The following is a 23,327-nucleotide window of genomic DNA, read 5'->3' on the forward strand; positions in this document are numbered from 1 at the left end:
CCGATAATAGCCTATCATTAGATTAAACAAGTTAATCATCAACCGGCTAAACTGTAAACGCTATCAACTGCCGTTCGCCCGCGGGGCGGAATTTTCTTCCCTTTTCCTCTTGATCATACGTCACACTCGAAACTTATGTCAATAACTAAACTTATTATCCGAAAAAATTCATTTTACATCTTTAAATTAGGGTAAATTCATAAAAATTTTGTCTAAAGTTTTATATTAGTCTCTATGCCGCCATTGCCTTCACGCGATTATTTTGATATGGTTAATGCAGACATATTTTGAGTTCGAAGGAATTGCGAGGGAACATTTATGGATACTATCCGCAAAGTCTGGGATCAAAAAGGCAGCAAAACCGCCATCCTCCAAATGCTGAGAGTGCACGGGCCGATGTCCCGTATCGAGCTGACCCAACAGACCGATCTAAGCCGCGCGACGATCTCGGTGACGATTAATGAATTGATCGAGCTTGGGCTTGTGCACGAAACGGAGCTGCGACAGTCTACCGGAGGCAGACCGGCGACCAATCTGGAGCTTGTCCCTTATTCCCATATCATCCTGGGCGCCGACCTCAATCATCAGACCTGGACTTTGGGCGCCTTCGACTTGCTGGGCAACACGATCGAGAAACGGCGCATCCCCTTCAGCCCTTTGACCCCTGAGGCGGCGGTGAGCGCGCTGGTTCAGGAGCTTCCCGACTTTATTAAACAATTGGACAAAACTCCGATCCCGCTGCTGGGCATCGGCGTGCCCGGGCTCGTCGATACGCATAACGGCTTGCTCCGCAGCTCCGCCGTGATGGGCTGGCAGCAGGTCGAGCTAGGGGCGCTTCTGGAGAATGCGCTGGGCTGGCCGACGGCCGTGTTGAACCGCAGCCGCGCGCGCGGCTTGTCGGAATGCCGGTACGGCGCGGGCAAAGACTACCGGCATATGATCTATATCGGCATCGATTCCGGTATCGGAGCCGGCATTTATGTGAACCGCGAGCTTATTCACGGGGCGCTCGGAGGAGCCGGAGAGATCGGCCACACGACGGTTGACGCCGACGGGCCGCTTTGCCCGTGCGGCAACACCGGCTGCCTGCAGATGCTGTCCGCGGCTCCCGCCATGGAGCTTGAAGCCCGCCGCCTGCTCCGCCTTGGCTCGCCTTCCTCGCTTCACCATCACCCGGGCTTCGATCTGCAGATGCTGAAGGCCGAGGATATATGCCATGCGGCCGAACAAGGCGATGAATTGGCCATTCAGGTCGTTAACCATGCGGCCACCTATTTGGGCATCACGATGGCGAATCTGGTCAATCTGCTGAATCCGGAGGCGATCATATTGGGCGGGACGATTCCCAAGGAAAGCACCGTCTATGTGCAGTCGGCGATTAAAATGATGCGGCAGCGCGCGATGGGCCAATTATCGGCCGCCACCGTCGTGCACATCGGCGAATTCAAGGAAATCGGCGGAGCGCTGGGAGCCGCCAATATGGCGCTCGATCGGCATATGTCGTTTTCCTACTTTTCGCCGCAGTCCATCGCCAAATAAGCACGCCAATACAAACGGGCCTGCCGTCTTACGGATAGACGGCAGGCCCGTTTGCTGCGGGACGCAATAAGCGTCGATATTCATCCGGCGTTACGCCGTATTTTCGTTTAAACACCCGGTAAAAATACTTCTCATCCTTAAAGCCCGTTCGCGCGGCAATCTCGTATACCTTCAGATCGCTTTCCTCCAGCAGCCGGACCGCCTTATTCAATCGGACGCCGCTCAAATATTTGACGAACGTCGTCCCGAGCTGATTTTTGAATACCATGCTTAAATAATTGGGGCTGAAATAAAACCGCCCGGCCACCGCTTCCAGCGACAAATCTTCCATATAATGCGCATCGATAAATGCGGCGCATTTGTCCGCGGTCAGCTCGTGCTTGCGCGACCGCATCGACTGCAGCGCCGCGATGAGCTGCCCGCCGCAGCCGGCGAGTATCCCGTGCAGCTGCCCGAAAGCCCGGCACTCCTTAATCTGCCGTTCCATCTGCATAACCAGCTGGCGATAGTCTTCCTCGTTCATCATATCCTTCACCGTTTCGGCCAAGCTCCCGGTTAGCCGGATCAGCCTCGCCTTCAACTGGTCCGGAAACGGAAAGCCCTCTTCCGTGATTTTGTTCAACATCTCATGGATATGCTGTTCGAAAGCGTCGGCCTTCAGCAGTTTAATAAGCTCCTTCAGCGTCTCCTCGTCCTTGGACGCTTCGCCGCTCATCCGCTGAAGCGGCCGATCCGCGTCGCCGTAACGTATCGGTCCGTCCGCGGACTGATAGAAATGGCGGGCTTCCGCCTCCAGCGCCTCCGCGTAAGAGCCGGCGGCTTCCGCGATAATATCGCCGCGCGGCCGCCCTACTCCCATCGTGCAGACGGCATCGTCCCCCGCACCGCCGCAAAGCCCGCTTACTTCCTTGTGCACGGCTTCCAGCATCGCCGTCCCGGCGGGATGATCCGCTTCCGCGGCGCTCCCGGTCGTAAACACGGTGACGATGCTGCGCGTATCGTCCGGCGAAACGAACGAAACCGGCTGGCCGAGCGGGCTCAAGCCGCGGTTCAGCGCCTCGATGACGGACTGCTTCAGCTGGTCCGGCTCCGCCGTGGCCCCCGCTTCTTCCTCTTGCCCCGTATCCTCCGGCGCTCCCAAGTGAATGCGGCTGACAATGACCGTCCCCGCTTCCTTCAAGGAAAACGCGGTCTTCAGCTCGTCCCGCTTCGCTGCGGACAGCCGGCCGGCGATCCATTCGCTCAGCAGACGCTCGTAATAGACCGGCAAGGTGGTATCCAGCCGCTTGGCCAGCTGCTCCTTCTCCATGAGGCTGCTTCGTTCCTCGCGGAGGCTCGCTTCCACTTTATCGAGCATCTGCACGATGCTCTCTTCGCGCACCGGCTTCAGCAAATAATCGAACGCTCCCAACTGCAGCGCCTTTTGCGCATATTCGAAATAACGGTAACCGCTCAAAATAATAATTTTCAGCTGGCGGCGCCCCCGGCGGCTGTGCTCGATAAAATCGAATCCGTCCATAATGGGCATCTTGATGTCCGTAATGACCGCATCGACTGGCTCGGAGTCGATCGCCTCCAGCGCCTTACGGCCGTTGCTGGCTTCGATCACCCTGCATTCCGGCCTCACGCTGCGAATCATACCGGATAATACTCTGCGCTGTATCGCTTCATCATCCACTACCAGGATGCAGTTCATAGAGGACCCCTTTCTGGCGAAACCGGATGCAGCCGGGGGCGGCGGGCCGCAAGCTGTCTGGCGCGGCCACAGGCCGGTGCAGGCTTATAAGCCGGGCGCGAGCGGGTATACGGCCAACGAAATCAGCTTCGCCTGGCCTCCCGCAGCGTATAGCCCGATCCTTAACGCATCCGAATCGGCCGGATATATCAAATCCGTAATGGCGGCGGAGCCGTCTCCGGCGAATACCTCGACCGAGGAGCGGTCCAGCCATATATGCATTGTAACACGATGATGCGCATCCTGGCGCAGCGGCGCGGCATGCCTGCCCGCAAACAGCGGATGGAAGGAAGCTTCCCCCGCCCGGGTACGGTCGACGAACAGCTGCTGCGAAGCGGCATCGTAGCCGACGACGACCTCCTGCTCCTGCGCATCGGACGCGGACGTCCTGAGGCGCAGCCCCGCCTCCCGCGCGTCCTGCAGCTCGAACTCCGCGATCAGCTCGCAGCATGCCGCCTCCTGCCCGATCCACGGCTGCGCGTCATCTCCCAGCGCAATGTCCCGCCAAACGGAGGCAGCCCCACGCAGCCGCCGCAATTCCTCGACGGGACGCTGAATCATCTGCAGACGGCCGTCCACGCTCCGCAGGCTCAGCGCTCTCGGAAGCGTCATGGCGCTTCTCCACTCCTTCGTCGGGGTGACCTGGGCATACTGCCAATTGCTCATCCAGCCGATATAGATTCTCCGGCCGTCTTCCTGCGGTATATCCGACCAGCTCACGCCCGCGTAGTTGTCCCGCCCGCAATCAAGCCACAGCACCGTCTCCGGCGGGTTGTCGTTGACGAATTGCCGGCCGTCGAACGTGCCTGTGAAGTACTGAGTTCGCGAGCCTTCCGGAAACGCCGGATTGTTGCCGATGCTGACAAACAGCACCCAGCGCGTCTCCCTGCCGCCGCTTCCCTCAATCGGCAGCTCGAACAGATCGGGGCATTCCCATACGCCGTCATGCGACCCTTCCTTCTCTCCGAACGTGCCGGACAAAGACCACGCCTTCAAGTCGGGAGAAGTATAGAAGCTGACCGTTTGTCCGGTTGCCAGAACCATGACCCATCGGCCGGAGGCTTCGTGCCAGAACACTTTCGGATCGCGGTAATCGTGGTGCTTCTCGTCGGCGAGCACCGGATTGCCCGCATATTTATGCCATGTTCTGCCGCGGTCCGTGCTGTAGGCCAGACTTTGCCGCTCCCGGGGACGATCGCTCCCCGGCACCGTGTCGTGATGGGTGAAGATCGCCACCAGCCCCGGCTTCCCTCCGAAAAAGCCCGTCGTATCCCGCCAATCGACCACCGCGCTGCCCGAGAAAATCGCCCCGTGCTCGTCGGGCTCCAGCGCAACCGGCAGATGCTCCCAATGAACCATATCGGGACTGACGGCATGCCCCCAATGCATCGGCCCCCAGGTCGTGCCGTAAGGATGGTACTGGTAGAACAGATGGTATTCCCCTTCAAAATAAACCATGCCGTTCGGGTCATTCATCCACTGCCGCTGCGGCGTAAAATGATACTGCGGTCTGTAAGGATCATGCAAGCTCGTCTCAAGCTCCCTCTTCATTTACGATTCCTCCCTTATCAAGCGTTCTCCCGTTCTTTCCTTGTTCATCCATTGCTCGATCTCTTCCAAGTAAGGCATGCTGTCGATCGCGCCTTTGCGGGTTGCGGCCAGAGCCCCCGCCGTATTGGCGAAGCGTACGACAGCCTCGAGCTCCTCCCGTTCCAAATCCTGAACGGGTTTGCCGCAGTCGGCGATCCGGCTGAGCGCCGCCCCGACGAACGCGTCTCCCGCCCCGGTCGTATCTACGGCCGTCACCTTGCAGCCCCCCACACTGCCGGTCAAGTCGCCCTTACGGTAAAAGCAGCCTGCGCTGCCCAAGGTTACGAACAGCAGCGGCGTCCCGAAGCTCTCCTGGAGTATCGCCGATCCTTCGGCCGCATCCGCAGTTCCGGTCAAAAACAGCAGCTCTTCCTCCGACAGCTTGACGATATCCGCCAGCCGCAAGCCTTCCGTGATCATCCGTTTGGCCTGCTCCGGCCGCTCCCATAACGCGGGACGCAGATTCGGGTCGAAGGAGACGGCCGCGCCGCAGTCTTTGGCCAACCGCACCGCCGCCAGCGTAGCTCCCGCCGCGGGCTCGTGCGTCATCGAAACGGAGCCGAAATGAACGATCCGCGAATGCGCGAGGATGTCCTTGTTCAATTCCCGCTCCGACAGCAGCATATCTGCGGTCATCCGGCGGTAGAAGCTGAACGATCTTTCGCCGCGCTCATCCAAATGGACGAAGGCGAGCGTCGTCGGAGCTTCTTCGGCAACGACCAGCCCGGCCGTATCGATCTGCAAGTTTTGCAGCACCTGCGCGAGAAATCGGCCGAACGCGTCATCCCCTACTTTTCCGATAAAAGCGGTTTTCTTATTAAAACGGGCCAGCGCTGCCGCTACATTGGCCGGCGCTCCGCCCGGATTGGTCTCGAAGCAGACATTCCCCTTGTCCGATAGCCCGCAGGGAGTAAAATCAATCAGCAGCTCTCCAATCGCCGTTACATCGTACATACCATCGTCACCTTCCGATCAGCCCTTTAGTCCGGAGCTGGCAATCCCTTGCACATAATATTTTTGCAAGCATAAAAACAGTACCACTATAGGCAGCGTAGTAAAAGTCAGCGTAGCCATAATTTGCCCGTAATAAATCGGAGGCAGCGTGAAGAAGGTTTGGATGCCGAGCTGCACGTTGCGCAGGTCTTCTCCGGTCGTAACCAAAATCGGCCACATGAAATCGCCCCAATGCGAAATAAACGTAAGAATGAACACCGTCGTAAAGACCGGCCCCGACAAAGGAACGACCAGCGTAAGAAACGTCTTCATCGGCGACGAGCCGTCCATGGCCGCCGCCTCCAGCAGCTCGTTCGGAATATCCATGAAAAACTGCCGGAACATAAAAATATTGAAGCAGCTGGCGATAAACGGCACGATCAGCGCCAGCCACGTGTTCACCCAATGCAGCGTATTGACCACGAAGTACAGCGGCATCAGTATGCTCTCGAACGGCACGACCATCAGCGCGACAATGCACGTCAGAATCCACGCTCTTCCCTTAAAATTCAGCTTGGCCAGCGCGTAGCCGCAGAGCGAGTTCACCCCGAGGCTGCACAGGCAGATGACCGAAACGTAGAAGAGGCTGTTAAACAAATATTTGAACATCGGAATCCGTTCGAACGCTTTGCGGTAATTGTCCAGCGTGAAATCGACCGGCAGCAGCGCCTTGTAGGAGCTTAAGTCCGCGAAGATGCGCGGCTCCGGCTTGAACGACGACACCACCATCCACAGCAGCGGAGTAATGAACAGGAGCGATACGATCACATTGGCGGCGTACAATAACAGCTTGCTTTTTCGATCCGTCATACGGCGGGCTGTCCTCCTTTACCTAATATTTTTGCCGTAAATCCGCAGCGGGCCGCTATTTGTCCTTAAGAAGCCTTCTCATCATGACGGAAATGAACACGACGATCAGGAAGAAAACGACCGATATGGCGGAAGCGTAGCCGGCATTGCGGAACTGAAACCCTTGCTGATAAATCAGCAGCGCGAGCGTTCGGGTGGAATTCTCCGGCCCTCCGTTCGTCATAATGTAAGGCTGGGTGAACAGCTTGACCGCTTGAATCGTCGTAATCGTCAGCACGAAGACGATGACGTTGTACAGGCTCGGAATCGTAATGTACCTGAGCTGCTGCAGCTTGCCCGCCCCGTCGATAGACGACGCTTCGTACAAATCCTTGGGGATGCCCTGCAGCCCCGCCAGAAAAATCATCATCTGGTAACCGGCAGCCTGCCAGACGGACATGAAAATAATCGAGTTCATCGCCTGTCCCGCGCTTCTCAGAAACGGCTGGTTCGGAATGCCCAGCACATTCAACACGGAATTGACCAGCCCTTCGTTCGGATTGTACAAGTAAATCCATAGAATGGCGATGACGGTCATCGAGGTAATCACCGGGCTGAAGTAAGCGATTCGAAATACGTTGCGGAGCATCAGCCTGTTATTGATCAGAAGGGCGAGCCCCAAAGCGACGGCCGATTGCACCGGAACGACGATCACGGAGAAATACAGCGTATTGTACAACGACTTGTAGAACAGCGGGTCCGTGAACAGATTGATATAGTTGGCGAGCCCGATAAACTCGATGCGATCCGGCCGCAGCAAATTGAACTTCGTAAAGCCGAACACGACGGCGAGCACAAACGGCAGCAGTAAAAATACCGTCAGCAGCAGGGCGGCCGGCAAAATAAACGAATAGCCCATCACGGCTTCCTTGCGCTTGCTCCGGCGAATCGTCGCCGCTGCGGCCCGGTTCTTGAACGTTTCGGTTGCTGTCTGCACTTATGCTGCTCCTTTCTTCTTCGCTGCCTCCAGCTGCTGCATCGGCTTCGGGGCCGCAAGCCTGACGCCGCCCGAGCGAGCGAAAGGTCTTTCGGCCGCCTCCGGCCTAACGGAAGGCAGCCTGCCCGCAATGACTTGCCGGCAAGCTGCCGCCGCATATAGAGTCCGATGCAATCCGCTGGCTTGAAGCGAATTATTTGGTGAAATTCCTCTTATATTCCTCGTCATAGACCGAAGCGATATTATCGAGCGTCTTCTTCACGTCGGCCCCCATCATAATATCCGTCAGCCCTTCGGCGAACTTCTGCGTCAGCACGGGATAGCCCGGCGTTACCGGACGGGCGCGGGAGACGGTCGTCACCTGCTCCTTGATCACCCGCAGCGGCAAATCGTTATACTCGGGCATGCTCTCGTAGGCCGATTTCCGGCTGGCCGGCATGCTGATCACCTTCGCGAGGCCCGCCGAGCTGTCTTTGTTCGTCAGCCATTTGAGCGCTTCCGCCGCTTCCTTCGGATGCTTGCTGTCCGCGCTTAAGCCGATCGTCCAGCTGCCGGATGGCGCGGTCTGCACGCCGCCGGATTTTTTGGGGAAGTACGTAATCCCCCATTCCAGGTCAGGATAATCCTTGAACCCGGGAATATTCCACGGGCCGCCGAGCTTGGTCGCCGCCTTGCCCTCCTCGAATTCGGTCGGCTTCGGATCGATATTGAACAATTTGTCCTTGGCCAGCTTCTGCAGAAATTGCGCCGCTTCCACTCCCTGCGGGCTGTTGACGAAGCCCTGCGCCTTCTTGCCTTCCTTGTCCACAATATCCGTGCCGCCCGACAGCCAAAACTGCTCGAAGGCGTACGTCATCCATTCTCCTTTGTCGTTGATCATATTGGTGCCGAATACTCCGTTCTGGGCGGTCTTCTTCATCACCTCGTACCATTGATCCCACGTCCAGGCGTTCTCCATCTGCGTCGGCGGCTCGATGCCGTACTGCTTCATAATTTTTTTGTTGTAAAACAGGACGACCGAAGATTCCGACAAGCCCGCGGCATAAAATTTGCCGTTATAAGTGCCTTGCTGAATGATCGACGGAACGAAGTCGGCCATATCTTCTTTGGCAAAATACTCATCGAGCGGAGCGACGATGCCCGAGGCCGCGTAATTCGCTACGTTCGGACCGTCGATGGCGATGATGTCGGGCAGCGTATGCGACGCTACCGCGGCGTTAATTTTATCTTCGTACGCAAAGGAGTTCCCCCTCGTAATGACCTCCATCTTCAGCTTGATCTTGCCTTCGTTCGCCTTGTTGAACTCCTCGATGCGCTTGGCGTAGAATTGATCCTCGTCCTCTTTCGCCTGCGGCCGCCAAAAGCTGATCTCCACAGCTCCGCCTGATCCCGAATCCGATGAAGCCTTGTCGGAGCCCGCTCCTCCCGGCGTACATCCGCCGAGCAAAGCAACCGCTAACATAACCGGTAATACTGTCTTTTTCATGAAAACCCTCCTGTAATTCGGCATTCCTTCTTGTTTACGCTTTCATTTTATCCGCTTTTCTATACCAAACCTACTCTAAAAATCAATGAAAGGTGGACTTTTGCATGCAAAATAACCCCGCAAAGCGGGGTCTTGGCTTCAAGCGATTTCAAGCGGAAGTTCACACTAAGCCGCCATGGTTATTACGGGGACGTAATCGCTAACGAATGCGCGGTCGCCCGGACCCGACATTAGGGCTGCCACGGGGCCGTGATGACGACCTTCGTCCCGGCTCCCGGAGCCGATTGGATGTGTACTCCGTACTCAGGGCCGTACAGCAGCTTCACGCGCTTGTTCACATTGTCGATGCCGATGGAATCGGCTTGTCCTTCTTCGCCCGCATCCAGTATGCGGCGGATCGTTTCTTCCGGCATGCCTTTGCCGTTATCCTCTATGCTGAACCGGCGCACATTCCCCTCGATCCGGCCGGATACGCGAATGACGCCTCCCTCCTCTACATCCTCAAGCCCGTGGATCAAGGCGTTCTCAATAAACGGCTGGAGAAAAAACTTCGGCACCGTGCCCTCGTACAGCCTCGGATCGAAGCTGTATTCCACCTGAAATTTCCCTTCGAATCTGCGCATCATGATCGACACGTAATTTTCCAAATATTTTACATCTTCGCTGAACCGCACTTCGCCGGGACGGCCGGCGGTATACTCCAGCATCTCCGACAGCTCGACCAGCATACTGCTGATCAGCGGCTGCTTGTTCTCGATCGCCAAATAGTTAATGATATTAAGCGAATTGTACAGAAAATGGGGGTTGAACTGAAAATTGAGCGCCCGCAGCTCCGCCTCCATCTCCTTAATGTGCACCTCGTAGTTTTCCTTGATCAGCAGCTCGATTTTCTCGTTCATCTGATTGAACTTATGAATAAGAATGCCCGCTTCCCCCCGGCTGCCCGCCGGTTCGATCATCGTGCCGAAATGCCCCTCTCCCATTTGCTTGATCGCAACGAGCAGCTTCTTGATCGGCAGCGTAATGCGCCCGGAAATGAAGGAAGCCAGCGCAATGGAGAGCAGGATCATCGCCGCCGTGGAATAAAGCGTGTAGGAAAGCATGTTAGGCACGGTGCCGAGCAGGTTGTCATAAGGGATGAAGACGACGGACAGCCAGCCGGTTGTCTTGATCGTATCGAAGCAGACGACCATCTTCTTCCCGCCGATGCGGATCAATTCCGTGCCGCTTTGCTGGCGGAGCGCGCTCTGAATCCATTCCCGATCTACATCGGGGGCCTGCTCGAAGGAACGCGAAGCGGAGACGATTTCCCCCTCGGGCGTCAGCACGTAATAATAAGAGCCCTGAACGCCGAGACTTTCGGCGAACGCCTTGTGCAGCATCGATTCCTGATAATTGACGACGAGCACCGGACGCTCGGTATGAGGAGGCAGCTGCTGCAGCATATTGTTCTGGATCATCGAAATGTTGATAAGCCGCGTGGCGGTGAAGACGAGCTGGGACTGTTCCTTATGCTCGGTCGTCATGGCATAAAACCGGTCCAGCAAATTGTAGGTCGGAATCCAGCGCGTATTATCTTTCGCTTCGAGGCCGATCCCGTACAAATTCGACTTCTGGAAATCCGTCTTGGGAATCCAGAAATAAGGGTTGCCGCCGAATATATATTGGCTTGTGACGAGGTTGACCGAGTAGAGGTCCTCCGACGACGGAAAATACTTTTGCAGAATGCGGGTAATTCTCCGGTCGTCCTCCGAGCTGAGCGGCCGGCTGCTCCAATCGCTCGTGTTGAAAAAAGCGAATAAATCCTCGTCAAGATGCATATTGACGGCGATTTGCTCGACCGACGCAAATTTCGAATTCAAGGACTCGTCGCTCTTCTTCACGATGCCGAGGATCGTTTCGCTTGCATTCTGAAGAATTACCTCCGAGCTTTTATAATAATAGCCGACTCCCAAAATCGTTAACGACACGATCACGAGCATCATATACGACAAAAACAGGCGAGCCCGCAAGCTTAACCGGGCGTAGGTGTGGGCGATCCGTTTAAACGCTTTCATAAAACCTCCGGAGGCGACAAAGTATGGAACGGCCGCAAGAGCGGCTTGTATGTTTACATCGTAATGAGCGGGCCTGTCTTTGTCAATTTATTACGCCTCCCGCTTCGGGCAAAGAAAAGACCGCCCGGTTAACGCCTCCCACCCTGCGCGTCCCGGACGATCTTTGCGTTCGCCGAAGCCTCATCCGCCGTTAATGCGGCTTCGTATTGACCTCGAACATCCATATTTTTCCAATTTTATCGATTCCGTAATCGAAGCCGAGCTGCCCGATTCCGGGAAAAGAGGCTTTCAACAGCCGCATGCTGCGGTAGGATAAATTGCGAAGCTCCCGCTTTTTCGCTTGCGGCGCGATCGACAAGGAGCGGCGGATCGCGTCGCTTGATTTCAGCAGCGTGCCGCCCCGGCATAAATTCGTAACGAACAGTCCCGGTCTAGCCAGCCGTCCGACAATGGCTCTGGTCACCCACCTGCCTCCTTGATCAACGAGCTTCACCCGGTAATCGACCGGCCGTCCGGCAATTTGCGCCAAGCGGATGCCCCGCTGAATCAGATAAGCTCTGCCCCGGCGTATGCGCCCGACGGCAGCCAGCATAGAGGCGAAATCGGCTCTGCGCATGATCTTGCCGCGGTAATGAATGATATACCCGCTTCCCTGTTTGTAAATTAGAATAACGCCGCTTCCTCCCGTACCTACGACGGGTTTGGCGACCACTCTGCCGTACTTGTTTACCATTTGTGCCAATGCGGCGCTTGTGAACCGTCTCGTCTCCGGTATGTGGCCCGCAATGCCGCGGTGCCTCAGCAATACATTGGTTTTCAGCCATTTGTTTGCTACGCTTCTTGACATTGTTACCCAAGCACCCCTTCCTTTGTACCGGCTAATCCACTCCATCCACTATTAGACTATTCATGGAAGCAGGGTGGTTCTTGTACCTTTGTCCGGTAAGGACGGATGGCGGAGGAACAAGCGTCTACCGGACCGAAGCGGTCAAAGCTTGCCCCCGGCGAGGAGCACGTCCGCCTTTTCATAGATTCCAATAATTGCGAATAGCTCACTCCCAACATGACAATAGATGACATATTACTTTTGGTATTATGAAATAAATAACTGCGAAGGAGTAGATGAACTTGAAGAGACTTGCGGGGAAAATCGCTCTCGTAACCGGAGGAAGCCGTGGGGCAGGACGAGGGATAGCCATTGAGCTTGGGAAAGCCGGAGCCGTAGTTTATATATCCGGAAGAAGTTTACGAGGCACGACTACGCACGGTTTTCCGGGTAGTATTGATGAAACTGTCGAGGAGATTCTAAACAACGGCGGAGAGGCTTACGCATGTCGTTGCGATCATACCAATGATGAGGATACACGAGCTTTGATCGAGAGAATCCGGCAGGAACAAGGACGTCTCGATATCCTTGTGAATAATGTCTGGGGACTGCATGACTTGGAAGTGAATTTGCAGCCCAAACCTTTCTGGGAATATCCGCTGACCATGTGGGATGCTACGTTTCAGAGCGGAATACGCGCACAAATAGCGACAAATCATTATGCGATCCCGCTTATGTTGGAAGCCGATTCCGGATTGATCGTACATACCACATTTCGGGATCAGGATAAGTATTTAGGAACTTTCTATTACGACCTTGCCAAAAATGCGATTAACCGCTCCGTGTTTGGATTGGCTCATGATCTCAAAAACACCAAAATAACGGCGGTAGCGGTCTCCCCGGGTTGGATGAGAACGGAACTGGTATTAAGGACTTTCGATACAGATGAAGATCATTGGATGGAGGTTGAAGCTCTTAAGCACACGGAGTCGCCGTATTATGTTGGGCGAGCGGTGTCTGCCTTGGCAGGGGATGACGAAGTGCAGCTTAAAAACGGACAGGTGCTTCAAGCTGGCGATCTTGCCCGGGAATACGGATTCACCGATATTGACGGACGATTCGTCCCCCCCTTTCTGATATAATCAGGCATCAGGCATACCGTAGAGACCTCTTTAACTTAGCCTTTATGTGAACAAATCCCCCCAAAAGCCATCCATGCCGCTACGCGGCACCACAGACAATGGAAATGGGGTACCAAGAGTAATTTCCAGGGTAGTGACGTGATGCTCTGAAGCTCATTCCGTCCGCATCCAGCCTAAGCTGGATCGGCGTCTAACCCTTCCTCTGGGATCGTTCTATGGGTAGACTTTACTTTCGGGGGAGAACCCGGATATCCACAGGATATTGCTGCGCTTCATTTCCTAAACAATAGTCATAACCACCGGCTTAGCCGGTGGCTTCCATCAGCCCTATAAGGGCATGGTACTAGCACGCGCCTAAGAAGGCGCACTGAAAGTCTGCCAACCGCGAGCGGTCCCGGGCTTGCCCCTCAAAGGGGCTCTTTTATTTGCCCTTTCCTACCGACTCACCCGTAAACGGGTCGAACAATTCTTTCATCGTGATTTGTTCGTAGTTCTTATCCTCTGTTAGTTGATTTCGAATGTATTCGGCTATCGCTTTCCTGTTTCGCCCTACCGTATCCACAAAATAGCCTCTGCACCAAAATTGCCGATTTCCGTATCGATACTTCAGGTTCGCAAATTTATCGAAGATCATCAGCGAACTTTTTCCCTTTAAGTACCCCATAAACTCCGATACACTCAGTTTCGGTGGAATACTCACCAACATATGGATGTGATCCGGGCACGCTTCCGCTTCGTGAATCTCCACCCCTTTGCGCTCACACAACTCCCGGATGATCTTTCCGATCTCTCTTTTTAATTTCCCATAGATGACTTGCCGTCTATATTTCGGTGCAAATACAATATGGTATTTGCAGTTCCAGCGGGTATGTGCTAGACTGCTCTTATCCATTCCCTTGTCCTCCTTGATTTGATGTTGCGGTTGGCAGACCGGCTATCATCTTATCATAAAGGTCAAGGGATTTTTACTCATAGCTATAAGCTTTCCCGAACCCCCAGTCGAACTGGGGGTTTTCTTAGACAAAAAAGCCGCTCTATGAAAATCATTCATAGACGCGGCTTACCCCTAAGCAAGTCAAATCCAAATTCCGTTACCGAAAAAATAAAAGGATAACTCCGTTGTCGCTTTTGTCCGGCGGCGTGCGCTTTACTTTTTACCGGCGTCGTATTTGACCGTTTTCTTGATCGTTTCGCTCATTTTGCCGAACTTGTTGCCCGCTTTGATTTCGATAGGATTATCTCCCGGTACGAGATTGATCGTTTGGGAAATGCTGCCCTGACCGACCGCCTGATCGTTAATATAGATGGTCGGACTCGGATCGTTCGGGTCTTTGGCGTTGGCCGTCACGGTAATCGAAGCGCTCTTCGTCGTCTCCGGGATCGGCCCGTGCGTGACTGTAGGCAGCGGCACCGTGTACATGACCTTTTTCTGAACCACTTCGGACGATTTGCCGCCCCGGTTCACCGCTTTAAATTCGAATATATTTTCGCCGTCGTGCAGCTGCACCTTGGTGTCGATCGCGCCGTTGGAGACGTATTGGCCGTTGACGTACATTTTGACATTCAGCACGTCTTTGTCAGCCCCCTTGACGCTCGCTTTCAATGCGATCTCCATCGTCGTTGAAGTTTCCGGCAGCGATTCGACGGCAATTTCCGGCGCTGGGCCGAAGCTTGCGATCCAAGTCAGCAGCGGATTCCACAGGAGAACGAGCAGCACGACGATGAACGGCGCCGCAATCAAGCCGCCGCGCACCAGCTTGCGCTTATTTCGCGCGATAAATTGAGCGAGCTTACCCGATTGCCTCAGCTTGATCGTTTGGAACAGCGCGGCGAACGATTCGTTGTCGGTCTCAAGCAGCTTTTGCCGAACCTGCTTATCCTTGAACGCGCGCGGCTCGCGCACTTGGAAATATTTGCTCACCGCCGCTTTATAATGCGGATTGATGACGCCTCTCTCGTCCACAAAGCGGCTGTCGGAAGCCGACCACAGGAGAAAATCATGCACCTTATCCGCTTCGAAGCTGTTCGCGGCGATAAATTCCAGCAGCCCGTCGTAATCGTATTCGTTCGACTCGTACAGTCCCCGCTCCGAATCCGGTCTGTAGAAAGCGAGCAGAATCGAGCTGTAGCGGGACGGATCGATCCTGCCCGCAAGCAGCCGTCTCAACGCCGCCTGCACGTTGTCCAGCTCCACCGGACCGAGTCCTTGCAGCGCGTCCACCGCCTCTTCCTCCTCGCCGGGACGCAGCATGAGCGAGCAGTACAAAATGCCGGTCAAAATGAGCTGCTGACGCCTCGTCTTGTTCGCATGGCGGAACAGCTCTTCGTCGAGCGGGTCGGCGATGAAGCCGAGCGCGACGACGTCCTCGTAGCTCAGCTGCGTCAAATCCAGCTCCTCCAGCAGCGCCAGCTTCACCTCCAGCTGCCACTGCCGGCATACGGCGCCGAACTGCTTGCGGCCGGAGCGCGACGGCAGTTCGCCATAAAAGTCGTGAAGGGAGACCGCCGTTTCGATGCGTTTGCGCGCTTCCCTCTGCAGCAGCTGCTCCTGCTTGCCCGTCACCTCGCGGGCGAAGAACGGCTCCAGCGTCACATCCTCCGCCTGCTTCAGCCAAAACATGATTTCTTCTTTCAGCCGTTCCGCGCTTTGAATCTGCTTCAACCGGTAGGCGACATACTGCTCGGCCGTCGCGGCGGACTGCTTATGCAGCTCTTTCATGACGAGTCCGAACAGGGAAACGCGGCCGAGCAGCAGATCGGACAGCTGCGCCGCTTTTTCGATCCCTTCCCCGCTTTTTCCCGCCAGACGGTTCATAAAGATCATGAAGCACTGTACCAGCAGCGCCTGCTCGCCTTCTTCGGCGAAATCGTAATAAGCGATCAGGCTCTTCATATAGTCCGCCGTCGGGATCGCCTCTCCGTCCGAAACGTCCTTGCGCAGCAGACGGATGAACAGCTCCTTAAGCCGCGGCTTCCGCTCCGCGCTTTCTTTGTCCAGATAGGTCAGCAGCGCATTCATAACGCCCGCGCGGTTATTGTCGTACTGCGCTTCGCTTCCCTGCTCGATCTCATACAGCATGCCGAGCTGATAATAAGTCGGGATCGCCAGGGATAGCGCTCCGGCCTCCCCTTGCAGCGCCTGCTCGCAGAAATCGAACAGCTCGTCCAGCCGCCGCTTGTCGTTATGATGGGCCCAAATCCAGTCCAGCAGGGCGTGATTTTGCCCGGGGAGCTCGGTATTCAGCCATTTTTGGCCAGCGAAGTCGAACACATAATCTTTCTCGACTCTGCGGTCCGGCAGCCGCAGCCCGCCCGGCTCCACAAACACGATATGGATGTTCTGCTTGGCCTCCGGCTCGCTGTTGAACGTCGTAAATCCGAGCTGACGGCGGAATGCGTAAGGTATGCAGCGGTAAATAATCTCCAGCAGCAGCCGCGCCTGCTCGGCGCTGTCCGCAACGTCCGCCGCGAGGGAAATGTAGACCTTCTTTTTGTTGGCCGCCGACGACATGACCGCGTAAATCAGCTGCTGAAACAGGCGCGAATCGATACCCTGCGCGGCAAGCAAGCGATCCCCCTCTTCAGCTGAGCCGGCCGGATCGAAGGCTACCTCGTCCAGCTCCGGAATCGATTTGCCGCCGCGGATGTCGTAGCCGCTCCGGAAATCGCGGATGCGAAGCAGCCGGTTCGGCTCGCGTACGAACGGCTCCTGCCGCTCGCCCGGCACGATGAATTGATGCGTGAACGACGCGCTGCGCTGCCCCGTGAAATCCGTCTGAACGTACACGCTGCGGCCGATGACGAGTTCCCCGCTGTCGGCGCGAAACACCGTCAGCGTCTTCGGATACAGGCTGCTATCCGTCTCGTCGCGGCCGAGCAGCTCCTGCGGCGCTTTATAGACGCAGTACGGATGCAGCACCGACTTGATAAAGCCGTTGTCGAGCCCGGCCGACTTGGCCACCGTATCGAAGCCCTCGCTGGTGCGGAATATGCCTTCCCTGTCTCTTGTAAAATATTGCTGCTGAATTTTCCTCTGTCCGGTCACCTGGCATCTCTCCTGCCTACGTAATCCAGCTGGTGAAGCAGCCAAATGAACGGCTCGTCGACGCGAATCGGATTGATGACGCTGGTTACTTGTTTATTTACGGGGTTGGTGCCCAGCGCGGACACGGCAAAGTAAGCGGTGTTCGTAAAGTAGACGTCGATGGCGTCCTTGAACGGCCGGTCCACCTTCTCGATAAAACGGCTGATCTCGCCGTTAATATTTTGAAATTCCGTCTGGTCCAAATAGCCCTTATGAACGACATTGCGAAAAACGTTGCTGTTCGGCTGAATGTACTCGCTGTCTTCTTCCTTCAAATACTGCAGCATGTCGCTCTTCGTGAGCACGATCGCCGTCGGAATATCCGTCTTGCTGTTATGCTGGTGGGCGATGAAATTTTCGAACAGGCTGATGACCACCTCGCGCGGCTCGTCATAGCGGCTCGCGAATTCGCCTTCCTCTTCGCCCAGATTCAGATGAATCCGGTCGCGGATCGTGCGGATTTGCAGCGGATCGACCAGGAACAGAATGCCGGACGAATTTTTAATATGCGCGGCATAAATGTCCAAATAATCCCGCTCCACCATTCCTTCGCCCGCCACATCGAAGAAGACGAGCGTCAGCGGCGCCTGCTCCGGATCTTTGAACACGAATTGAAAAATAAACGGCTCCTGCTGCTCGTTCGGGTTCGTAGATTGCAGCATGCTGCCTCTCTCGAAAATCGGCTCATGGTAATTTTGCCGGAATTTGCGGCTGATTTCCGCACTGAGCGGCATGCACGCCGCATCGAAGTTCGAGGCGGTCGTCTGCTGCAGCGTATGGATCAGCGAGGTCATATAGACGGACTTGCCGACCTGCGAGGCGCCGACGATGGAGATGATGTTGCTCGGCACCTTGCCGGATGAAATCGGCAGCTCGTTATGGCAGTTCGGGCACAGCCGCCGCTTGGTCGTATGACCGTAGCGGTCGGTGACGGCGACGAGCACGTTTTGCGAATATTGCTTAAAATCCTCCGGAATCGTATCCGGATCGATCACCGCTTCCATATCCTGCTCGGACAAATGGAACTTGCGCCGCCAAGCGTTCAGTCTGCGGTCCTCCTGCAGCATGAACTCGTCGTCGTCCTCCTTGCTGTGAACGGCGCGGAACACGACGTCCTCCGGCTCGAATTTGCTGAAGCAATACGGGCATACGATGCTGTAATAAGGGGGCCGCTCCTTGACGGGCGGCTTTTTCTCAAACAGGCTTTTGAATTTACCCAGCATGTGAATCCCTCCTAAAAGTTTTCGGAAGAAAACTATCTTCGTAAGCATAAGCTAAGAGTTTTCGTTAGAAAACTGACTTCGTGAGCTTTCAAAGGGTGGTGATTTCGTCGTGTCCTGCGGTCGATAGAAGTTTCCACTCGCTGTTGTAGCCGGATTTTTTTCATTTTTGAAGCCCTGAAGCGGGACAAATCCGTCTACAAAGGCGACCGCTTACGCTGCTCCAACTTTCTATCGACTCTCCGGCCACTTCTTCACCATGTTTTTCAAAATATGGCGAAAACCGCCTGATTTCTTGAATAGGTTAGATATCCGGGGACAAAGGCGAACGCTGCGCTTCTCCAGATTGCTCTCGCTGCTTCGCCCGCTTTTTCACCGTTTTTCACGATTCCAATATCAGCTCATACTGTTCTCCGTAACGGCTCTCCGTAAAAAACAAGCGGACAAAGTCGTGCTTGCCGACTTCGATCTCGGGAAGCGCGCTGCGGCCGACGGCAAAATCGCTCATAAACGGGTAAGCGATGCCGTCCTCCTTATGCGCCGGAACGGCGCCTTCCTTCTTCACATAGCAGAGCGCTTCCTTCGGCACCGCGATTTCGCAGAACAGCTGGATGCGGGCTGTCTTGAACTTGCTGAACAGCCTGCCGCCGTATTTGATCGAGCAGCGTATTTGCGCTCTCCCGCCGCTGACGCGGACGTAGTTATCGCGGTCGGCCTGCCTGAACGCCGTCAAGCCGCTGCCCTGCCGGAGGCAAGGGAAGATGCGGTAGCCGCGGGCGCCGATATAGCTCACGCGCTCCTTGTAACCGCCCTTCACTTTGTACTCTTCCCGGGTCAGCAGCTTCAGCTGCGCCGGAGAGAGCTGCTCGGGCGCCTGCTCCTCGTCCTCCTTAAAGCTGTAAATATATACGTATTCGACATCCTTCGGCCACTGCCAGGTGATCGTGCATTCCCCGTCCCGCAGCTGGCATTCGGCTTTGCGGATGCGATAAGCTTCGTTTAATGATTCCCACTGCCGCTGCATCGCTGTTTATCCCTCCGTCCCGTAATCGCTGCTTTTTTAGCGGAACCGCTTGCCGGTCTGGTCGCCGCCTCGTCTGCCGTAGCGGCCCTGCGGCTCCAGCTCGACGCGGGACCTCCGGCCCCGGCCGAAGCCCGAATGGCCGCTCGTTTCCTGGCGTACCGCAACAAGCAGCGTAGAGACGGAAAGCACGAAAGCGAGAATCAGGTCGGCCATCAACCGGTATATCGACGGATAATCGGCTCCTTGGACGCCGGATTCGATAATCAGCCCGGCCAGAAGTCCGGCTACCGTGCCGCCGATCGAGAAGCTCGCCGCCAAATAGCGGTTGTCGAAGATGATCCCGAGCGACAAGCCGAGCAGCGTTCCTATCAGCATAACCAGCGCCGCTCTCAATATGCCGTGATAACCGTCGGACGCCGCGGCCCCGGTGCGCTCGTTCAGCAGATGCCGCTGATGATCCAGCAAATAAATTTGCTCGAAGGCGTCGGCAATCCGGTCCGCGCTCTGCGCGTCGTAATAATTGCCGCCGGTATTGGCGGCAATCTGCTGCAGCAATTGTCTACCTTCCGCCTGAGTGGAATCGATGCCTATCGTATGTACGCGGACATGCTCCTGCACGTAAGGAGCAAGCACCTTGGCCGTATCGACATCGCTGTACCCGTCGGAAATAAGGATCACCGCCGCGTTGCGGCCGGCTCTTCCCTGCTGCTGCAAATGATCCATGGCGGCATTAAGCGCCTTGCCGATATCGGTTTGCCCGCTGGGAACGTAAGCAGCCTCCAGCTTGGCGGACAGCTCGTTCTTGACGCCCGCTCCGTTCAGCTGCGTCAGCGGAAATACTTGCTGAGTCTGCTCGTTGAACGTGAACAGCGCCGCGCGCTTCTTGCCGTCCATTTTGCCGATCAGGGACTGGGCGGCCCGGACGCTCTGCCTGTCCGGGTCGGTCTGCAGCATGCTCTCGGACTTGTCCAGCAGCAGCACGTAATCTTGGGGAACGTCCCGCTTCCCCAAAGACAGGCCGTATATAAACTGAAACAGAACCCCCGCGACAAACAGCAGGACCAGCGTACCGGGCACAAGCAGCTTCCAGCCGTCGCCGGCGTAACGCAGCCGCCAATTGTTCCCGTTCAGCTTCGGCGAGATGATCTCGGCCGCCAGGCAGCCTATGCCGACGAACAAGGCGAACTGGCCGAAATACAGCCCCATCAGCAGCGTCTCGTGCATCGCGCCTTCCCAGCGGTCCAGTATCCATTCTCCTACGACAAAGCCAATAAAACCGCCGATAACGCTAAAAATTGTCAACAATGAGTTCCATTTGCGCTGTTTCACCGTTTCCCCCTCTTTCTAGTTCCATGCCTTCCCGTATCGATTCCGCTTCCGGCCGCCACGCAGCCCGATGCTGATGATTAGTCTTGATCCGGCAGCGCCTTCGGTTCCGAAGAGCGGTCTTCCGGGCCGCTCAGCTCAATCCCGTGAAACTGGTACCCGTTCTGAACGTACGTATCGTAATAAATTTTACCGTTGCGGTAATACATCAGATCGTCCAGCCGGAAGCCGCCCATCAGGTTCAGCTTCTCGATGCCGCTCGGCTTTTTCTCATGAATGCAGCCGAGCTTGTACGTTCGGCTGCCGTGATCGACGGCGTACGCATATTGTACGAATTCGCTCTGATAATCGCCGAATATATATTTCTCCTCGTACCGGTGCCGATGCGTCGACCGGTACACATCGATGCGAATCGCCGCCTCGTTCTCGAGCGTTGCGTACAAATCGCGGAACAGATCCTCCTTCGACAGCACCTCGCGGTTATCGTAGCTGGCGGCCACATTCGCCCGCTTCAGCAGCTCGTCCTCGAACGTGCGGCTAAACAGGCGATGGGAGAACAAGTCTTTGCGCGCGGCTTCGATCAGCCGGTCGATCAGCGCCTCTTCCCCCTGCAGGAGCAGAGCCGATATATTGCCGAGACAGCGGTCTTCCCAATAAAACTGAACGCCGCGGCGCTCCTCCAGCTCATCTGCGATCTCCTTCACCACTTGCTCGTAAAACTCGTTGATGTTGCGGCCCAAGTAATCGTTCGTCACGGATATGCTGCTCCGACTCGTATCGCGAAGCGCCGTCTCCAACCGGCGAAGCCGTTCCGCGAACGGCGCGGCGTACGCGTGCAGCTCCTCCAGCTTGCCGATATAACCGGCAAGCAGCTGCTGCTTCGTCTCCAAATAGAGCAGCTCCAGCTTCATTCCGTACACTTCATCGACGATATGCCGGACGACCTGCTTCACTGAAAGCTGATTCCTCAGCCGGCTCCATAGCGACGCCTGCCCGAACGATTGCGCCTCGACCCGTTCGTCGTACTTGCGCTTCAGCTCCTCGCGGCACTGCTCGATATGCGCCGCGTTTTCTCTGAGCTGCTCGCGCAGCTCGTGCGCAATGCCGCCCTCCAGCGTCTCAGCCGTCCACGCGCAGCCGCTGATAAACCCGTAAGCCGGGTGATTCAGGACGCGCTCCCGGAACCGCCGCTCCAGCTCCCGCGGCAGGCCGCGCTGGGCCAGCGCTGTCTCGGCCCGTCGGGCGACGTTCGTCTCGAAGAACGTTTGCGCGTTGCCGCCGAACAGCGCGATCTCCGCTTCCCGAAGCGTCATCGTTTTAAGCTCCGACGGCGAAACGGGATGATACAGCATCCCGTACATCCCGTCGACCGCTTTGGCGGGCTCGCTGACAAGCTCCTCGGCCAAGCGGGAAGAACGCCCCTCTTCCAGCTCCAGCTCGTGCAGCAGCTCGCGGCTGTCCCTGGACGCGCTGTTCTCCTTCAGCCGCTGCAGGGCCAGGCGGTACCAATGGTACAGCGCGGTCAGCGCAATTGCCTGATCCGGCCGCTTCACCCGAGCCATGCCGGCGGATGCGTAGCAGCGTCCGTCGGTATCCGGTGGGATCATATTCTGCTTGAACTGCTGGTTGTTATAGGCGCCGTGCTGGGGATCGAGCTCCTGCTGCGCCTTGCGGTTTTTCAGCAGATTCAATCCGCTGATGATGTCGTAAGCGCCCTGCATGCCGCTATCGGCAAATATCCCCCGCTCATCCTTGTTGCTCAGCAAGTACACCATGTCGAACAGCGGCGACGGACCGTGCATAACCGGCAGCCGAATGCCTTCTCCGGTGACCTGGAGCATCGCTTCAAACCGGTAGCCGCGATCCTGGTACGAGTCGGTCTCCCGCAAAAAGCTGACGCCGAGCGAAGAGGAGAAGGCATAAGTCTCCTCGACCTGCTTCTCCTCCAAAAGCCCGTACAAATCGATCATCACGGAGCGGAAATGCTCCCCGAACACCGATTTGATCAGCACCGTCAATTCCGGCAGCAGCACGTTGCAAGGATCGTCCAGCTCCGTTACGACCGCGATGTTCAATCGCTGCAAATGCGAATACATCCGTCCGAATTCCGCGATGCGGCTGTTCATTTTCCGCAGGATGACGTTCAATTCCAGCAGCTTCGCTTCATCTTGATAGAAGCGCTTGTGCAAATCCGCCCGCAGGCTTTTCTTATCCCCGGCTGCGGCGGGCATCGTCCAGCGGTACAAGCTGCGGTCGTCATCCGCGTCCAGCGGTTTCGTGCCGACATGCAAGTAGACGACGCCGGCGCTGTTGTTCCACTGCTTGCCGTTTAACGCTGCAACCTGCCGCAGCGCTTCCTCCGTCTGGTCGCCAAGGAACAAAAACACGAGCGGATGGTTGATGCTGCGCAGCTCGTCTCCGTCACTGCCTCGGTTATCCATATCGGCCGCATATTCGTTGGCGAACGCGAGCAGCTTCTCCCGCATGTTCCTTCCCCCTCTCCGCTTAAGCGAAGTGTT

The 23,327-nt window shown here is 56.2% G+C and carries 17 protein-coding genes; 2 read left to right on the forward strand and 15 right to left on the reverse strand.

Annotated elements, in window-relative coordinates:
• Positions 1-318: 318 nt before the first annotated feature.
• Positions 319-1,539: an ROK family transcriptional regulator gene (locus tag SK3146_RS15010; protein ID WP_249865786.1), complete on the forward strand. Its 1,221-nt coding sequence runs from the start codon at positions 319-321 to the stop codon at positions 1,537-1,539.
• Positions 1,540-1,567: 28 nt separating this feature from the next.
• Here the strand turns inward: SK3146_RS15010 and SK3146_RS15015 are convergent, their stop codons facing one another.
• The 9 genes from SK3146_RS15015 to SK3146_RS15055 form a co-directional block, all read right to left on the reverse strand.
• The gene (locus tag SK3146_RS15015; RefSeq protein WP_249865787.1) at positions 1,568-3,235 is read right to left on the reverse strand and encodes a response regulator transcription factor; all 1,668 of its coding nucleotides are present in this window, start codon (positions 3,233-3,235) and stop codon (positions 1,568-1,570) included.
• An 84-nt stretch (positions 3,236-3,319) separates the two neighbouring features.
• Positions 3,320-4,825, reverse strand: coding sequence for a glycoside hydrolase family 32 protein (locus SK3146_RS15020; RefSeq protein WP_249865788.1), 1,506 nt, complete (start codon positions 4,823-4,825; stop codon positions 3,320-3,322).
• On the reverse strand, positions 4,826-5,818 hold the full coding sequence (locus SK3146_RS15025) for a PfkB family carbohydrate kinase (protein WP_249865789.1): 993 nt from the start codon (positions 5,816-5,818) through the stop codon (positions 4,826-4,828).
• Positions 5,819-5,836: 18 nt separating this feature from the next.
• A complete protein-coding gene (locus SK3146_RS15030; RefSeq protein WP_249865790.1) occupies positions 5,837-6,667 on the reverse strand; it encodes a carbohydrate ABC transporter permease in 831 nt (276 codons plus the stop codon).
• Positions 6,668-6,722: 55 nt separating this feature from the next.
• Positions 6,723-7,643, reverse strand: a complete 921-nt coding sequence (locus SK3146_RS15035) for a carbohydrate ABC transporter permease (protein ID WP_249865791.1) — start codon at positions 7,641-7,643, stop codon at positions 6,723-6,725.
• Entirely contained in the window at positions 7,644-7,817 is a 174-nt protein-coding gene (locus tag SK3146_RS15040; RefSeq protein WP_249865792.1) for a hypothetical protein, read from the reverse strand.
• A 19-nt stretch (positions 7,818-7,836) separates the two neighbouring features.
• Complete coding sequence (locus SK3146_RS15045; RefSeq protein WP_249865793.1) at positions 7,837-9,129, reverse strand: ABC transporter substrate-binding protein; 1,293 nt, start codon at positions 9,127-9,129, stop codon at positions 7,837-7,839.
• Between the two features lie 230 nt (positions 9,130-9,359).
• Positions 9,360-11,186 carry a cache domain-containing sensor histidine kinase gene (locus SK3146_RS15050; protein WP_249865794.1) on the reverse strand — a complete coding sequence of 609 codons (1,827 nt, stop codon included), beginning with the start codon at positions 11,184-11,186 and terminating at the stop codon, positions 9,360-9,362.
• Between the two features lie 190 nt (positions 11,187-11,376).
• Positions 11,377-12,033 carry a YheC/YheD family protein gene (locus tag SK3146_RS15055; RefSeq protein WP_249865795.1) on the reverse strand — a complete coding sequence of 219 codons (657 nt, stop codon included), beginning with the start codon at positions 12,031-12,033 and terminating at the stop codon, positions 11,377-11,379.
• 275 nt (positions 12,034-12,308) lie between these two features.
• On the opposite strand from SK3146_RS15055, the gene SK3146_RS15060 reads away from it, so the two are divergent.
• Positions 12,309-13,154: an SDR family NAD(P)-dependent oxidoreductase gene (locus SK3146_RS15060; protein ID WP_249865796.1), complete on the forward strand. Its 846-nt coding sequence runs from the start codon at positions 12,309-12,311 to the stop codon at positions 13,152-13,154.
• Positions 13,155-13,575: 421 nt separating this feature from the next.
• On the opposite strand, the gene tnpA is transcribed toward SK3146_RS15060, so the two are convergent.
• The 6 genes from tnpA to SK3146_RS15090 form a co-directional block, all read right to left on the reverse strand.
• Positions 13,576-14,046 carry an IS200/IS605 family transposase gene (gene tnpA, locus SK3146_RS15065; RefSeq protein ID WP_249860177.1) on the reverse strand — a complete coding sequence of 157 codons (471 nt, stop codon included), beginning with the start codon at positions 14,044-14,046 and terminating at the stop codon, positions 13,576-13,578.
• 255 nt (positions 14,047-14,301) lie between these two features.
• Positions 14,302-17,199, reverse strand: a complete 2,898-nt coding sequence (locus tag SK3146_RS15070; RefSeq protein WP_249865797.1) for a cadherin-like beta sandwich domain-containing protein — start codon at positions 17,197-17,199, stop codon at positions 14,302-14,304.
• Positions 17,196-18,461: a TRAFAC clade GTPase domain-containing protein gene (locus SK3146_RS15075; RefSeq protein ID WP_249865798.1), complete on the reverse strand. Its 1,266-nt coding sequence runs from the start codon at positions 18,459-18,461 to the stop codon at positions 17,196-17,198. Before SK3146_RS15075 ends, SK3146_RS15070 begins: the two co-directional genes overlap by 4 nt.
• 379 nt (positions 18,462-18,840) lie before the next feature.
• Positions 18,841-19,482 carry a hypothetical protein gene (locus SK3146_RS15080; protein WP_249865799.1) on the reverse strand — a complete coding sequence of 214 codons (642 nt, stop codon included), beginning with the start codon at positions 19,480-19,482 and terminating at the stop codon, positions 18,841-18,843.
• A gap of 36 nt (positions 19,483-19,518) precedes the next feature.
• Positions 19,519-20,787, reverse strand: coding sequence for a vWA domain-containing protein (locus tag SK3146_RS15085; protein ID WP_249865800.1), 1,269 nt, complete (start codon positions 20,785-20,787; stop codon positions 19,519-19,521).
• A gap of 101 nt (positions 20,788-20,888) precedes the next feature.
• Complete coding sequence (locus SK3146_RS15090; RefSeq protein ID WP_249865801.1) at positions 20,889-23,294, reverse strand: hypothetical protein; 2,406 nt, start codon at positions 23,292-23,294, stop codon at positions 20,889-20,891.
• Between the last annotated feature and the right edge of the window lie 33 nt (positions 23,295-23,327).

The organism is Paenibacillus konkukensis (genome assembly GCF_023523925.1).
Taxonomy (GTDB): Bacteria; Bacillota; Bacilli; order Paenibacillales; family NBRC-103111; genus Paenibacillus_S; species Paenibacillus_S doosanensis.

What these genes read in the sequence shown, in the direction of transcription:
- SK3146_RS15010 (WP_249865786.1), top strand. Translation starts at nt 319, where the DNA reads ATGGATACTATCCGCAAAGTCTGGGATCAAAAAGGCAGCAAAACCGCC.
- SK3146_RS15015 (WP_249865787.1), bottom strand. Translation starts at nt 3,235, where the DNA reads ATGAACTGCATCCTGGTAGTGGATGATGAAGCGATACAGCGCAGAGTA.
- SK3146_RS15020 (WP_249865788.1), bottom strand. Translation starts at nt 4,825, where the DNA reads ATGAAGAGGGAGCTTGAGACGAGCTTGCATGATCCTTACAGACCGCAG.
- SK3146_RS15025 (WP_249865789.1), bottom strand. Translation starts at nt 5,818, where the DNA reads ATGTACGATGTAACGGCGATTGGAGAGCTGCTGATTGATTTTACTCCC.
- SK3146_RS15030 (WP_249865790.1), bottom strand. Translation starts at nt 6,667, where the DNA reads ATGACGGATCGAAAAAGCAAGCTGTTATTGTACGCCGCCAATGTGATC.
- SK3146_RS15045 (WP_249865793.1), bottom strand. Translation starts at nt 9,129, where the DNA reads ATGAAAAAGACAGTATTACCGGTTATGTTAGCGGTTGCTTTGCTCGGC.
- SK3146_RS15050 (WP_249865794.1), bottom strand. Translation starts at nt 11,186, where the DNA reads ATGAAAGCGTTTAAACGGATCGCCCACACCTACGCCCGGTTAAGCTTG.
- SK3146_RS15055 (WP_249865795.1), bottom strand. Translation starts at nt 12,033, where the DNA reads ATGTCAAGAAGCGTAGCAAACAAATGGCTGAAAACCAATGTATTGCTG.
- SK3146_RS15060 (WP_249865796.1), top strand. Translation starts at nt 12,309, where the DNA reads ATGAACTTGAAGAGACTTGCGGGGAAAATCGCTCTCGTAACCGGAGGA.
- tnpA (WP_249860177.1), bottom strand. Translation starts at nt 14,046, where the DNA reads ATGGATAAGAGCAGTCTAGCACATACCCGCTGGAACTGCAAATACCAT.
- SK3146_RS15075 (WP_249865798.1), bottom strand. Translation starts at nt 18,461, where the DNA reads ATGCTGGGTAAATTCAAAAGCCTGTTTGAGAAAAAGCCGCCCGTCAAG.
- SK3146_RS15080 (WP_249865799.1), bottom strand. Translation starts at nt 19,482, where the DNA reads ATGCAGCGGCAGTGGGAATCATTAAACGAAGCTTATCGCATCCGCAAA.
- SK3146_RS15090 (WP_249865801.1), bottom strand. Translation starts at nt 23,294, where the DNA reads ATGCGGGAGAAGCTGCTCGCGTTCGCCAACGAATATGCGGCCGATATG.